Annotated in this window: 12 protein-coding genes and 1 riboswitch; of the genes, 9 read left to right on the plus strand and 3 right to left on the minus strand. The window is 63.9% G+C overall.

Annotation, left to right across the window (positions count from 1 at the left end; all coding sequences use genetic code 11):
• Window positions 1-208 precede the first annotated feature (208 nt).
• From ACSVIK_RS04445 to ACSVIK_RS04465, 5 genes are all read left to right on the plus strand, one after another.
• The gene (locus ACSVIK_RS04445) at window positions 209-1216 is read left to right on the plus strand and encodes an ArsR/SmtB family transcription factor (protein WP_442443164.1); all 1008 of its coding nucleotides are present in this window, start codon (window positions 209-211) and stop codon (window positions 1214-1216) included.
• On the plus strand, window positions 1213-2403 hold the full coding sequence (metK, locus tag ACSVIK_RS04450) for a methionine adenosyltransferase (protein ID WP_442443165.1): 1191 nt from the start codon (window positions 1213-1215) through the stop codon (window positions 2401-2403). The genes ACSVIK_RS04445 and metK overlap by 4 nt, the downstream gene beginning before the upstream one ends.
• Before the next feature lie 318 nt (window positions 2404-2721).
• Window positions 2722-3864, plus strand: a complete 1143-nt coding sequence (locus ACSVIK_RS04455) for a Fic family protein (RefSeq protein WP_442443166.1) — start codon at window positions 2722-2724, stop codon at window positions 3862-3864.
• Window positions 3865-3920: 56 nt separating this feature from the next.
• Window positions 3921-5651 (plus strand): NAD-dependent DNA ligase LigB, encoded by a 1731-nt coding sequence (ligB, locus tag ACSVIK_RS04460; RefSeq protein WP_442443167.1) that lies wholly within the window; start codon window positions 3921-3923, stop codon window positions 5649-5651.
• A gap of 19 nt (window positions 5652-5670) precedes the next feature.
• Window positions 5671-6072 (plus strand): DUF1090 domain-containing protein, encoded by a 402-nt coding sequence (locus ACSVIK_RS04465; protein WP_442443168.1) that lies wholly within the window; start codon window positions 5671-5673, stop codon window positions 6070-6072.
• Here ACSVIK_RS04465 and ACSVIK_RS04470 read toward each other — a convergent pair.
• Both ACSVIK_RS04470 and ACSVIK_RS04475 read right to left on the minus strand, forming a co-directional pair.
• The gene (locus ACSVIK_RS04470) at window positions 6066-6515 is read right to left on the minus strand and encodes a c-type cytochrome (RefSeq protein WP_442443169.1); all 450 of its coding nucleotides are present in this window, start codon (window positions 6513-6515) and stop codon (window positions 6066-6068) included. The two genes, ACSVIK_RS04465 and ACSVIK_RS04470, sit on opposite strands and share 7 nt — an antisense overlap.
• A 137-nt stretch (window positions 6516-6652) precedes the next feature.
• Window positions 6653-7039: an MAPEG family protein gene (locus tag ACSVIK_RS04475; RefSeq protein ID WP_442443170.1), complete on the minus strand. Its 387-nt coding sequence runs from the start codon at window positions 7037-7039 to the stop codon at window positions 6653-6655.
• A 250-nt stretch (window positions 7040-7289) separates the two neighbouring features.
• Here ACSVIK_RS04475 and ACSVIK_RS04480 point away from each other — a divergent pair, with 250 nt between their 5' ends.
• The gene (locus tag ACSVIK_RS04480; protein WP_442443171.1) at window positions 7290-7652 is read left to right on the plus strand and encodes a cupin domain-containing protein; all 363 of its coding nucleotides are present in this window, start codon (window positions 7290-7292) and stop codon (window positions 7650-7652) included.
• A 45-nt stretch (window positions 7653-7697) separates the two neighbouring features.
• On the opposite strand, the gene ACSVIK_RS04485 is transcribed toward ACSVIK_RS04480, so the two are convergent.
• The gene (locus ACSVIK_RS04485) at window positions 7698-9026 is read right to left on the minus strand and encodes a tetratricopeptide repeat protein (protein WP_442443172.1); all 1329 of its coding nucleotides are present in this window, start codon (window positions 9024-9026) and stop codon (window positions 7698-7700) included.
• 236 nt (window positions 9027-9262) lie between these two features.
• A riboswitch (S-adenosyl-L-homocysteine riboswitch) is annotated at window positions 9263-9354 on the plus strand.
• 23 nt (window positions 9355-9377) lie between these two features.
• Here ACSVIK_RS04485 and ahcY point away from each other — a divergent pair.
• From ahcY to ppnN, 3 genes are all read left to right on the plus strand, one after another.
• Window positions 9378-10787: an adenosylhomocysteinase gene (gene ahcY / locus ACSVIK_RS04490; protein ID WP_442443173.1), complete on the plus strand. Its 1410-nt coding sequence runs from the start codon at window positions 9378-9380 to the stop codon at window positions 10785-10787.
• 96 nt (window positions 10788-10883) lie between these two features.
• Window positions 10884-11729, plus strand: a complete 846-nt coding sequence (gene metF, locus ACSVIK_RS04495) for a methylenetetrahydrofolate reductase [NAD(P)H] (RefSeq protein ID WP_442443174.1) — start codon at window positions 10884-10886, stop codon at window positions 11727-11729.
• Between the two features lie 77 nt (window positions 11730-11806).
• Window positions 11807-13180 (plus strand): nucleotide 5'-monophosphate nucleosidase PpnN, encoded by a 1374-nt coding sequence (ppnN, locus tag ACSVIK_RS04500; protein WP_442443175.1) that lies wholly within the window; start codon window positions 11807-11809, stop codon window positions 13178-13180.
• The last annotated feature ends 118 nt before the right edge of the window (window positions 13181-13298 follow it).

The raw sequence follows: 13298 nt of genomic DNA on the forward strand, positions 1-13298 counted from the left end.
CAAGGACAAGTCGCTCGCCGATCTGGAGAACCTGCCGGAACCCGATGACCTGGCTGAGGAGATCATCGAAAACATAGAAGCCGGTCTGAACAGCTTCCGCGAGATTCTCAAGGGCCTCGCCTGACCCCGCCTACAACACGAAGGCCAATATCAAAACTTTTTGATATTGGCCTTGCTGTATGAAAAATGACCGACTAGACTGCGGCGCATGAACCTGCACGCACCCGAGTTGGCATTCGACCCCTGCGACACGCTCGCCGCCCTGTGCAAGGCCGGCGGCGATCCGCTGCGCCTGAACGTGCTGCGCGTGCTGAGCAACGATTCGTTCGGCGTGCTGGAACTGGCTCAGATCTTCGCCATGGGCCAGTCGGGCATGAGCCATCACCTCAAGGTGCTGGCCCAGGCCGGCCTGGTGGCCACCCGCCGTGAAGGCAACGCCATCTTCTATCGCCGCGCTCTGCCCCTCGGTGTGCTGCATGCAGCGCTGCTGGAAGAGATCGACGGCCTGCCGCTGGCCGAAGCCCTGCAGGCGCGCATCGCCGCCGTGCATCGCCAGCGCGCGGCAGTCAGCCGCGACTTCTTCGCCCGTATCGCCGATAACTTCCAGGCTCAGCAGGATCTGATCGCCGGCCTGCCGCAGTACCGCGACAGCCTGCTCACCCTGCTCGACGCCCTGCACCTGCCGGCTTCGGCCAGTGCCCTGGAAATCGGCCCTGGCGATGGCGCCTTTCTGCCCGAGCTGGCCCGCCGCTTCGCCCGCGTCACGGCGCTGGACAACAGCGAGGCGATGCTCGAGCTGACGCGCCAACGCTGCCAGGCCGAGGGCCTGGATAACGTCGAGCTGCGCCTGGCCGATGCCCTCGACGAGACGCAGCCGAGCCGCGCCGACTGCGTGGTGCTGAACATGGTGCTGCACCATTTCGCCACCCCGGCCGAAGCCTTCCGGCAACTGGCGCGGCACGTCGAACCCGGCGGCAGCCTGCTGATCAGCGAGCTGTGCAGCCACGACCAGAGCTGGGCGCGCGAGGCCTGCGGCGATCTTTGGCTAGGCTTCGAGCAAGACGACCTGTCGCGCTGGGCCAGCGCCGCCGGGCTGATCCCCGGGGAAAGTCTCTATATCGGTCTGAAGAACGGTTTTCAGATTCAGTTACGGCACTTCGCCCAGCCCGGCGAGCGAAGCGCTCCACGTTACGGCACACAAGGAACCCACCCATGAGCGAATACTCCCTGTTCACCTCCGAGTCCGTGTCCGAAGGGCATCCGGACAAGATCGCCGACCAGATTTCCGATGCCGTGCTCGACGCCATCATCACCCAGGACAAGCACGCCCGCGTGGCCGTGGAAACCCTGGTCAAGACCGGTGTGGCCATCGTCGCCGGCGAGGTGACCACCAGCGCCTGGGTCGACCTGGAGCAGATCGTCCGCGACGTGATCAACGACATCGGCTACACCAGCAGCGACGTCGGCTTCGACGGCGCCACCTGCGGCGTGATCAACATCATCGGCAAGCAGTCGGTGGACATCGCCCAGGGCGTCGACCGCTCCAAGCCGGAAGACCAGGGCGCCGGTGACCAGGGCCTGATGTTCGGCTACGCCAGCAATGAAACCGACGTGCTGATGCCAGCACCGATCCGCTTCTCCCACGCCCTGGTCGAGCGCCAGGCCGAGGCGCGCAAGTCCGGCCTGCTGCCGTGGCTGCGCCCGGACGCCAAATCCCAGGTCACCTGCCGCTACGAAAACGGCAAGGTCGCCGGCATCGACGCCGTGGTGCTGTCCACCCAGCACAACCCGGACGTGTCGCTGAAAGACCTGCGTGAAGCGGTGATGGAGCTGATCATCAAGCACAGCCTGCCGGCCGAACTGCTGCACAAGGACACCCAGTTCCACATCAACCCCACCGGCAACTTCGTCATCGGCGGCCCGGTGGGCGACTGCGGCCTGACCGGGCGCAAGATCATCGTCGACAGCTACGGCGGCATGGCCCGTCACGGCGGCGGCGCTTTCTCCGGCAAGGATCCGTCCAAGGTCGACCGCAGCGCCGCTTACGCCGGCCGTTACGTGGCCAAGAACATCGTCGCCGCCGGCCTGGCCGAGCGCTGCGAGATTCAGGTGTCCTACGCCATCGGCGTGGCCCAGCCCACCTCCATCTCGATCAACACCTTCGGTACCCACAAGATCGCCGAAGACAAGATCATCGCCCTGGTGCGCGAGGTGTTCGACCTGCGCCCCTACGCCATCACCAAGATGCTCGACCTGCTGCATCCGATGTACCGCGACACCGCCGCCTATGGCCACTTCGGCCGCACCCCGGTGCAGAAGACCGTCGGCGACGACAGCTTCACCAACTTCACCTGGGAGAAGACCGACAAGGTCGAAGCCCTGCGCACCGCAGCCGGCCTCTGACCGCTGCGCCTGAAAAAAGCCCCGCCAGCGTGAGCTGTGCGGGTTTTTTCATTGCCTGCCATTTGACATAGGCAGCGCTAAAGACGACTCTCAACGCAATTTAATTATTTTGCGTTTCAAATCATGAGAAAAGTCTCGACGCCCGATACAGAACGCCTCTGGCTGGAAAACCCTGGCGCAATCGTCGAAGCGATGAGCCAATTCAAGGCCGTAGACGCAAAAGGTCGCTATCTGCATTGGGAAGATTTCAAACGCCGAGTGCCAGCAGGAACAGACCCACAAATAGCCTGGGTAGCCGTCAAAACAGCAAGGGAAGGGATGCTGCGCGATCTGGAACTGCATGCAGAAAACGGCGCGCCTTTTCGCTACTGCATCCCCGACTCCCTGGAAGGCGTACTGCACCTTATCGACCGCCTATGTGCACCGCTGTTGAACGAGCACGACAGCACGCTCGTCAGCCAGACCGAACGCAACCGTTATCTGGTCGACTCCTTGATGATGGAAGAGGCCATTTCCAGCGCACAATTGGAAGGCGCGGCGACCACCCGCAAGGTTGCCAAGGCGATGCTGGAGAGCGAACGGCCACCACGCAGCGAAGACGAGCGCATGATCTTCAACAACTTCCTGCTGATGAAGGAAGCCAAGAGACGCCGCCAGGACGAGCTATCGCTCGAACTGATCTGCCATTTTCATGCCCTGGCCACCGACGCGACGGAGAACCCCAACGTGGAGCCGGGCCAGCTCAGGCAAAACGACGACATCATCGTTCAAGGCCGTGACGGCGAAGTCGTGCACCAACCGCCGGCATTCGAGCAACTCCCCTATCGCCTGGAAATGCTCTGCCAGTTCGCCAACACTGCGCACGACGGCCAGCAGGGTAGAAGCTTCATCCATCCTGCGATCAAGGCGATCATCCTGCATTTCATGCTGGGCTATGAACACCCCTTTGCCGACGGCAATGGCCGCACCGCTCGAGCCTTGTTCTACTGGTTCATGCTCAAGCAGGACTACTGGCCGTTCGAGTACATCTCCATCAGCGCGCTCCTCAAAGAAGCCCCCATTCAGTACGGCGAAGCTTACTTGTTCAGCGAAACCGACGATTTCGACCTGACGTACTTCATCGTTTATCAAGCCGGGATCATTCGCCGGGCCGTAAATCAATTCCTCGATTACCTCCAGCAGAAGAAGCGAGAATATTTCGAGACCATGGCCTGGCTCGACGAGAGCGGTATCGGCAAGCGCCTCAACTACCGTCAAGGCCAGTTGCTGCGCAAGATTTTGAAGAGCCCAGGCAGGTTGTTCACGGTCAAGGAAGTGAAGAACAGCTTCGGCGTTACCGAGAACACCGCACGCGCCGACCTTCAGCTCCTGACGAAGATGAAGGCCCTGGCCGCCACTCAGGAGGGCAAGACGGTGCATTACGTCGCTCGTGCAGATGCGGCAGAACAACTCAAGCAATAGAGCGGCAGACTTTCGTCTAGACTCACCTCACCACTCTCGGAGCAAGGATGCTCACAATGAAACCCTGGCTGCTTCTTTTCTGCCCCCTCCTCGCCCAAGCCGCCCCCTGCCCCGACTGGCCTGAAGCCAGGGCCGCCACCGAGCTGGCCGCGCTGCAAAACCAGATCGCCTCCTGGGACGACGCCTATCACAATCACGCCCGCAGCCCAGTGGCCGATGAGCTGTACGACCAGGCGCTTGCTCGTCTGAGCGACTGGCAGAGCTGCTTTGGCGCCCCTCAGCAGGATCCCGCCAGCGCCCTGACCGGCGCCGTTACCGAACTGGCCCACCCCTTCGCCCAGACCGGCTTGCGCAAGCTCGACGAGGCCGCCGTCGCGCAGTGGATCGCTGACCGCGACGACCTGTGGATCCAGCCCAAGGTCGATGGCGTCGCTGTCACCCTGGTCTACCTGCAAGGCCGCCTACAGCAGGCCATCAGCCGTGGTGATGGGCACAGCGGGCAGGACTGGACGCCCCGCGTGCGGCAGTTGCCGGCCATACCCGACACCCTGCCACAAGCGCTGGATGCCACCTTGCAGGGCGAGCTTTACTGGCGCCTGGACGGCCACCAACAGGCACGTGACGGCAGCGCGGGGGCACGCGGCAAGGTCGCCGGCCTGATGGCACGGCAAAGCATCGCCCCTGACGAAGCCGCCCAGGTCGGCCTGTTCGTCTGGGACTGGCCGGACGGCCCGCCAGACATGCCACAGCGCCTGGCCGGCCTGCAGCGTCTCGGCTTCACCGACAGCGACCGCTACACCCAGCCCCTTGCCGACATGGCACAGGCCAGGCGCTGGCGCCAGCATTGGTATCGCAGCGCCCTGCCCTTCGCCAGCGATGGCGTGGTGCTGCGCCAGGGCCAGCGGCCGAGCGGTCAGCGCTGGCAGGCTGCACCACCGCACTGGGCGGTGGCCTGGAAATACCCGGTCAGCCAGGCCCTGGCCGTGGTGCAGAAGGTGCATTTCAACATCGGTCGCAGCGGGCGCATCAGCCCGGTGCTGGAATTGCAGCCGGTGCAGCTCGACGATCGGCGCATCAGCCGCGTCGCCGTCGGCTCGCTGCAGCGCTGGCAGGATCTGGACATCCGACCCGGTGACCAGGTGGCCATCCGCCTCTCCGGGCTGACCATTCCTCAGCTCGAGGAGGTGATCTGGCGCAGCCAGCAGCGTGCCGATGTGCAGGTACCGCGCGCCGAGTCCTATCACGCGCTCAGTTGCTGGCGCAGCAGCCCGCAGTGCCAGCAGCAGTTCCTGGCGCGCCTGGCCTGGCTGAGCGGCAAGCACGGCCTGGACATGAGTGGCGTCGGCCCTGGCACCTGGAGCGGCCTACCGATGCATGGCCTGCTGGACTGGCTGGGCTTCGATGCCAGCCAGCTCCAGGCACTGCCCGGCATCGGCGCAAGACGCGCCGCGCAGTTGCAGGCGACCTTCCAGCAGGCCAAGGACAAATCCCTGTGGCAATGGTTGAGCGCCCTCGGCGCACCGCCGGGCTTCGACAGTGACCCTCACGCCGACTGGCCCAGCCTGCTGGCTCGCAGCCGTGACGACTGGCTGCGCCTACCGGGCGTGGGGCACAAGCGTGCAGATCAGTTGCGGGCGTTCTTCGCCCACCCGGAAGTGCAGCGCCTGGGGGCGCAACTGCAGCGTGCCGGAGTGGCCGCTTTCCAGACGAACCACGCGCTCGAATCAGGCTCCAGAGCCGCCGCTTCGGCCGAACCTCAGGCAGTGCTGGGGGTCACCTCCCAATAGGCACTCACGAGGAACTACCATGATCCGTCAAGCCACAGTGCTCGGCCTGCTGCTCGCCGCCGGGCTGAACGCCACCCCCGTATTCACCGCCCAGGCCGAGTTCGACTGCGCCAGCAAACGCCAGGTACTGCAGGACAAACTCGCTGCCGCCGAGCAGCGTGGCGATAAACAGGCCCTGGACGGGCTGCGCCGGGCCCTGGGCAATGTCGATGCCTATTGCGACGACGTTTCCCTGCATCGCCAGCGCCTGGCCAGCGTGGAAGAAGCCCGCCAGGCCGTACAGGAACATGAGCAGGCATTACGTGAGGCCCTGGGCGAAGGCGACCAGGAGAAGATCGCCCAACGTCAGGCCGAGCTGGCCGAAGCACGCGCCGAACTGCAGCAGGCGCAGGCCGAAGCGGAGGCAGAGGTCGATCAATAGGCGCGGAAGGCCTTGTGGCAGGCTTCGCAGCTATCCTCGACACGCTGCATGGCCGGCTCCAGCGTCGAACGCCGCAGTGGCGTGGAAGTGGTGGCCTGCACCAGCGCAGCGGTAGCCGCCTCGAGATCACGGGCCATTTCCTGGAAGCGTGCCTGGCGCTGCCATACCTCATCGGTGGCCTTGCTGCGCTCGTCGTCACGCACCTGAGGGAAGTGCTGCCAGGGCTCGTGTGACAGCTTGTCCAGCTCTGCCGCACCGGAGATGAAGGCAGCCTCGTCATAGGGAACGCGGCCACGCAACATGCCGCCCAGATCTTCGCTGACCTTGAGCATCTGCTTGAACAAGGCCTGGCGCTTGCCCAGCGGCGAATCAGGGTCGACACCACCGCAAGCCGCCAAAATCAGGCAGGCACAGGCGAGCAGCAACAGTTTCTTCAGCGTCATCGACACGACTTCCTGGCGACATGGGGGCGCCAGTATCGCCAGTTGAAGAAAGCAGGCCAAGCATGCAAATGTCGCAGAAGCGTTCAGATCCTTTCGCTGTCAGCCTGGATTCAGCCAGGCTGGCAGTCGCTGCGCAATCAGGCCGACACCACGAACAGCGCGACGATCACGCCCATGCCGGCGAACCAGACCAGCGAGCGCAGCACGCCCCAGCCGGCCAGGTAGCAGAGCAGATACAGCACACGGCTGGCGATGAAGGCGACAGCCAACTGATCGAGCAGCCCTTGCTCGGCGCCACCGGCCAGGTGGGCGATGATCACCGCAGCAGCAAAGGCCGGAGTGACCTCGAAGCCGTTGTGCTGGGCGTTGTCGGCCCGCTTGCGCCAGCCCTCCAGGCCACCGAGAAAGGCGCGCGGATCCTGATTGGCACGCGGCCCATAGCCAGCGCCGAGGAACTTGGCACAGGCAGTTCCCAGATAGGGCAGGACAATGGCGATCAGTACGCACCAGTAGGCGAGGGTCATGAGGCAGCTCCGCAGCAGGTAGAAGGAGGGCTCAGCTTGGCCATTCGTCCCCATGACGTCCATGGCTACAACGAGGGGCAGACAAGGCATTGCAGCCAATGATGCGGGCGAAAAGACACTTGCGCTGATCGCCCCGGTTTCTGCGCCAGGGCGTTTCCCTGTCGGCCGATGTCGCAGTTGCGCATGGGCAGAGTGCTCGAGCCTGCTAGCGTACGGAACGACTTCATCCCCTCATCGAGCGAGAACCTTCATGCTGCATAGCATCAAGCAAGGCATCACCCTGGACGAACTGGAGCTGAGCGGCACGCTCGAAGACATCGGTGTCGAGATGATCGACGGCGATAACGCCATGTACGCCCTCACCACCTTCGCCACCGAGGACGAATCGGTCAGTGCCGGCTACTTCGGCGTGCGCCGCAGCCGCTTTCGCTTGCCCTACACCTTCCACGAGCAAGCCGTGGTGACCCTCGGCGAAGTGAAGATCACCAACGAGGCCACCGGCGAGACCGCTCACTACAAGGCGGGCGACGCCTTCTTCGTCGCCAGCGGCACCAACACCCTCTGGGAAGTGCTGAGCGACAGCTTTACCAAGCATTATCTGGCCGTCGACTGAAACGCCGCTTGCCCAGGCACTAGCAGGTAGTTTTTCACCAGCCTGCTAGAGCGCCCGAACCTGCTCCGCCTTGAGCAGGTTGTAAGGGCTAACGGGCTTGTGCGACAGGCGCTCGCTGATCAAGGCACTGGCAAGCGGTTTCTGCCTGGCCCGAATCGCCGCCTCCAGCAAGGTGCGCGAGAACACATCGCGCTGAATCAGGCTGCCGCCGAACAGGTGGGTCTTGTTCTTGATGCCCATGAGGCGGTCGATGCTGGTCGTGTAGTCAGCATGGGCGAATGCCAGAATGGCTTCGCAGACCGGCAACCCCACCTCTCGCGTCATGAAATGGTTGGAGGTCGAGGCGTCCCCCTGGCGCAGGTAATCACGCAGCGTCGTGACCAGCCTTTCGGCGATCTCCAGTTGCCCACTGGCACAGTAGGCGATGACGGCATGGGCATCGTTGAAGGCATAGAAACATTGATCGATCTTGGGGCTCCAGGTCTCGGCCAGGCACTGTGCCCGTGCACTCACGTCGTGCCCCTCGAGATATACGCGCCAGAGTACCGATGAGCCATCCAGCAGCACCATCGGCATGGGGGCGACTCCCGGGAAGTTGATGTAACGGTCGTAGGCGTCCAGGGCGCCGGCCAGGTCGTTCGCCTCGAGCAGGAACAGATCCAGATGCACGGCATTGTGGGAAACCATGCCGTTATCGACAGCCCAGATCCCCTCGCACTCACGCATGAAGCGCACGCCCTCGGCGAACTTGTTCTGCATTTCCAGCGCATGGGCCAGCGCATGAATACCCCAGATATCTGCAGCATTGCGCGCCAAGGCTTGCCGCGCCGTGTGTTCGGCCAGCTCATAGTGCCCGGCCTCCTCCTGACCGAACGCGAGCATGCCCAGCAGATAGCCATAGCAGGGGTGCTGCCTGTCCCACGCACCCAGCACCCGGGCGACGCGATCACGCAGATTGAGGGCATCGCCGACGAAGAAATCGATCTGGTGGCCACTGAGCAGCGCCAGCAGATCGGTGGGGTACTCGATCAGCAGGGCGTCGAATAGCTGCGACGCCTTGTGCAGATCGCCACCCACCCAAGCCTGCAACGCCGCCAGGTGCATGCGTTCGCGACGATTCAGCTTAGCGCTGTCGACACCCTGAGCCTGCACCAGGATGTCACAGGCAGACTGCAGATCAGCGCGGTCGGTGCTCCACAGGGCAAGGTGGGCGTTGAACACCAGCCCCATGGCGAAGGTCGGCTCGATGGCCAGCATGCGCTCGACATGGGCAGTGGGGTCAGCGAAGCGGCAGAGCACGGTCACCGCCTCGTTGTACTGGTCCAGAGCTTCCGGACTATGCACGGTCACATCCAGGTTGCTCAGGTCTTTCATGCTTGCTTCCCCCCATTGAAGGTCATCGGGCGCGTCCACCACACCAAGGCAGGCGTTCAGGCCAAGCGGCTCTGACGCTTTGGCACCACGACATCTGCAAACATAGGGCCAGTGATTGGAGAAACCTGTGACCCCCCCACCCGCGAGGCCACGACGGAAAACCTTGGGCAGCGCCGCCCGGCTCGCTATAATCCACAGGCTTTACGTGAACGGCCCCGCCCGCTCACGCCCGCCACCCGTCCGAGGGGCGCTGCAGCACGTCGGTCAATGCCGGCTTGTCAGGCTCGGATGGGGCGTTATCCAAACGCATCAACGGCGCCCATTCGCAGACAACGAATGGAGAACTCATCTATGAGCGCTGTAATGACGCCTGCCGGTTTCACCGACTACAAGGTCGCCGATATTTCCCTGGCCGACTGGGGCCGCAAGGAACTGACCATCGCCGAATCCGAGATGCCGGCACTGATGGGCCTGCGCCGCAAGTACGCCGCCAGCCAGCCGCTGAAAGGCGCGAAGATCCTCGGCTGCATCCACATGACCATCCAGACCGGCGTGCTGATCGAGACGCTGACCGCCCTGGGCGCCGAGGTGCGCTGGTCGAGCTGCAACATCTTCTCCACTCAGGATCAGGCCGCTGCCGCCATCGCCGCCGCCGGCATCCCGGTGTTCGCCTGGAAGGGTGAGACCGAGCAGGAGTACGAGTGGTGCATCGAGCAGACCATCCTCAAGGACGGCCAGCCCTGGGACGCCAACATGGTGCTGGACGACGGCGGTGACCTGACCGAGATTCTGCACAAGAAATACCCGCAGATGCTGGACAAGATCCACGGCATCACCGAAGAAACCACCACCGGCGTGCACCGCCTGCTCGACATGCTCAAGGCCGGCACCCTGAAAGTCCCGGCGATCAACGTCAACGACGCGGTCACCAAGAGCAAGAACGACAACAAGTACGGCTGCCGCCACAGCCTCAACGACGCCATCAAGCGCGGCACCGACCACCTGCTGTCGGGCAAGCAGGCGCTGGTCATCGGCTACGGTGACGTGGGCAAGGGCTCGGCTGCCTCGCTGCGCCAGGAAGGCATGATCGTCAAGGTCTCCGAGATCGACCCGATCTGCGCCATGCAGGCCTGCATGGACGGCTACGAGCTGGTCTCGCCGTACATCGATGGCATCAACGACGGCAGCGACGCCTGCATCGACAAGGCCCTGCTGGGCAAGATCGACCTGATCGTCACCACCACCGGCAACGCCAATGTCTGCGACGCCGGCATGCTCAAGGCCCTGAAGAAGCGTGCCGTGGTGTGCAACATCGGTCACTTCGACAACGAGATCGACACCGCCTTCATGCGCAAGAACTGGGCCTGGGAAGAGGTCAAGCCGCAGGTGCACAAGATCCACCGCACCGGCGCCGGCCAGTTCGACCCGGCCAATGACGACTACCTGATCCTGCTGGCCGAAGGCCGCCTGGTGAACCTGGGCAACGCCACCGGCCACCCGAGCCGCATCATGGATGGCTCCTTCGCCAACCAGGTACTGGCGCAGATCTTCCTCTTCGAGCAGAAGTTCGCCAACCTGCCGGCCGAGATGAAGTCCGCGCGCCTGACCGTGGAAGTGCTGCCGAAGAAGCTGGACGAAGAAGTGGCACTGGAGATGGTCAAGGGCTTCGGTGGCGTGGTCACCCAACTGACCCAGCAGCAGGCCGAGTACATCGGCGTGTCCGTGGAAGGCCCGTTCAAGCCGGACACTTATCGCTACTAACAGCAGCTACAAGCCGCAAGCCGCAAGCTGCAAGAGGAAGTGACTCCACTTGCAGCTTGGGGCTTGAGGCTTGCCGCTGAGAAGGGAACCTTCTCCATGTCTCAAGAACGTCGCTACAGCTTCGAGTTCTTCCCCGCGAAGACCGAAGCCGGGCATGAAAAACTGCTGGACGTGGCCCGCCAACTGGCCGCGTACCAACCCGATTTCTTCTCCTGCACCTATGGCGCGGGCGGCTCGACCCGTGACCGCACCCTGAGCACCGTGCTGCAGCTCGATGGCGAGGTGAAGGTGCCCACCGCACCACACCTGTCCTGCGTCGGCGACAGCAAGGCCGAGCTGCGCGAGCTGCTGCACACCTACAAGGCAGCTGGCATCAGGCGCATCGTCGCCCTGCGCGGCGACCTGCCGTCCGGCATGGGCATGGCCAGCGGCGAGCTGCGCTACGCCAACGAGCTGGTGGAGTTCATCCGCAGCGAAACCGGTGATCACTTCCACATCGAAGTGGCCGCTTACCCGGAGATGCACCCGCAGGCGCGCAACTTCGAGAGCGATGTCGCCAACTTCGTGCGCAAGGCCAAGGCCGGCGCCGACAGCGCCATCACCCAGTACTTCTTCAACGCCGACAGCTACTTCTACTTCGTCGAGCGCGTGCGCAAGCTGGGTGTGGACATCCCAGTGGTGCCGGGCATCATGCCGATCACCAACTACAGCAAGCTGGCGCGTTTCTCCGACGCCTGCGGCGCCGAGATCCCGCGCTGGGTGCGCAAGCAACTGGAAGCCTACGGCGATGACAGCGACAGCATTCGCGCCTTCGGCGAACAGGTGATTACCGAGATGTGCGAACGCCTGCTGCAAGGCGGCGCGCCGGGCCTGCACTTCTACAGCATGAACCTGGCTGGCCCCAGCCTGGCCATCTGGAACAATCTCAAGCTACCGCGTTAAGGTGCTTGTCTTCGGGCTGTCCGCCACGGACAGCCCGCCGCTTTTCCCTCCTCGCATCGCCCCGAAGGATCGTCCGTATGCTCAAACGCTCCAAGATCAATGCCTCCGTCAGCCCCAAGGGCAGCCTGGAGACCCTCTCCCAGCGCGAAGTGCAGCAACTGCGCGAAACCGGCTCGGGCAGCGTCTACCGCCTGTTCCGCCAATGCGCCCTGGCGATCCTCAACACCGGCTCGCACAGCGACAACGCCAAGACCATTCTCGAGGCCTACCCGGATTTCGAGGTGAAGATCCACCAGCAGGATCGCGGCATCCGCCTGGAGCTGCTCAACGCGCCGGCCGATGCCTTCGTCGATGGCGAGATGATCGCCAGCACCCGCGAGATGCTGTTCAGCGCCCTGCGCGACATCGTCTACACGCAGAGCGAGCTGGAGAACAAGCGCATCGATCTGGACAGCTCGGAAGGCATCACCGACTACGTCTTCCACCTGCTGCGCAACGCCCGCACCCTGCGTAGCGGCGTCGAGCCGAAGATGGTGGTGTGCTGGGGCGGCCACTCGATCAGCACCGAGGAATACAAGTACACCAAGAAGGTCGGTCATGAACTGGGGCTGCGCGGCCTGGACATCTGCACCGGCTGCGGCCCGGGCGTGATGAAGGGGCCGATGAAGGGCGCCACCATCAGCCACGCCAAGCAGCGCAACCTCAAGGGCCGCTACCTGGGCCTGACCGAGCCGGGCATCATCGCCGCCGAGGCGCCGAACCCCATCGTCAACGAGCTGGTGATCCTGCCGGACATCGAGAAGCGTCTGGAAGCCTTCGTCCGCGTCGGCCACGGCATCATCATCTTCCCCGGTGGCGCCGGCACGGCCGAGGAGTTCCTCTACCTGCTGGGTATCCTCACCCACCCGGACAACCAGGAGCTGCCCTTCCCGGTCGTGCTCACCGGGCCGAAGAGCGCGGCGGCCTACATGGAGCAACTGCATGCCTTCATCGGCGCCGCTCTGGGTGACGGAGCGCAGCAACGCTACCGCATCATCCTCGACGACCCGGCCGAAGTGGCGCGCGCCATGCACGCCGGCATCAAGGAAGTGGAGCGTTTCCGCCGCGAACGCAACGACGCCTTCCACTTCAACTGGCTGCTGAAGATCGACGAAGGCTTCCAGCACCCCTTCGAGCCCACCCACGCCAACATGGCCAGCCTCAACCTGACCCGCCAGCAGCCGCTGCACGAGTTGGCCGCCAACCTGCGCCGCGCCTTCTCCGGCATCGTCGCCGGCAACGTCAAGGAAAACGGCATCCGCCTGATCGAGGAGAATGGCCCCTACGAGATTCGCGGCGAGAGCAGCATCATGCAGCCGCTGGATCGCCTGCTGCAGGCCTTCGTCGAGCAGCACCGCATGAAGCTGCCCGGCGGCAGCGCCTACGAGCCCTGCTACCGCGTGGTTTCCTGAGCCACGCGGGGCAGAACGTCGCGCATGCGGCGCTTCACAGGCGGCCGGCCCGTTAGCGGGCCGTTGAAAAACGTAGGCGAGGCAGGCAAGACAATACCGATGGCGGCCCCGCAAAAAC

The sequence above is a fragment of the Pseudomonas sp. NCHU5216 genome, assembly GCF_052156495.1.
Taxonomy (GTDB): Bacteria; Pseudomonadota; Gammaproteobacteria; order Pseudomonadales; family Pseudomonadaceae; genus Aquipseudomonas.

Bases quoted from the DNA above. Each gene is read 5' to 3' on its own strand.
- ACSVIK_RS04485 (WP_442443172.1), bottom strand. From the start codon at position 9,026: ATGAAAGACCTGAGCAACCTGGATGTGACCGTGCATAGTCCGGAAGCT.
- ligB (WP_442443167.1), top strand. From the start codon at position 3,921: ATGAAACCCTGGCTGCTTCTTTTCTGCCCCCTCCTCGCCCAAGCCGCC.
- metF (WP_442443174.1), top strand. From the start codon at position 10,884: ATGTCTCAAGAACGTCGCTACAGCTTCGAGTTCTTCCCCGCGAAGACC.
- ACSVIK_RS04455 (WP_442443166.1), top strand. From the start codon at position 2,722: ATGCTGCGCGATCTGGAACTGCATGCAGAAAACGGCGCGCCTTTTCGC.
- ACSVIK_RS04470 (WP_442443169.1), bottom strand. From the start codon at position 6,515: ATGACGCTGAAGAAACTGTTGCTGCTCGCCTGTGCCTGCCTGATTTTG.
- ACSVIK_RS04445 (WP_442443164.1), top strand. From the start codon at position 209: ATGAACCTGCACGCACCCGAGTTGGCATTCGACCCCTGCGACACGCTC.
- ACSVIK_RS04475 (WP_442443170.1), bottom strand. From the start codon at position 7,039: ATGACCCTCGCCTACTGGTGCGTACTGATCGCCATTGTCCTGCCCTAT.
- ppnN (WP_442443175.1), top strand. From the start codon at position 11,807: ATGCTCAAACGCTCCAAGATCAATGCCTCCGTCAGCCCCAAGGGCAGC.
- metK (WP_442443165.1), top strand. From the start codon at position 1,213: ATGAGCGAATACTCCCTGTTCACCTCCGAGTCCGTGTCCGAAGGGCAT.
- ACSVIK_RS04480 (WP_442443171.1), top strand. From the start codon at position 7,290: ATGCTGCATAGCATCAAGCAAGGCATCACCCTGGACGAACTGGAGCTG.
- ACSVIK_RS04465 (WP_442443168.1), top strand. From the start codon at position 5,671: ATGATCCGTCAAGCCACAGTGCTCGGCCTGCTGCTCGCCGCCGGGCTG.
- ahcY (WP_442443173.1), top strand. From the start codon at position 9,378: ATGAGCGCTGTAATGACGCCTGCCGGTTTCACCGACTACAAGGTCGCC.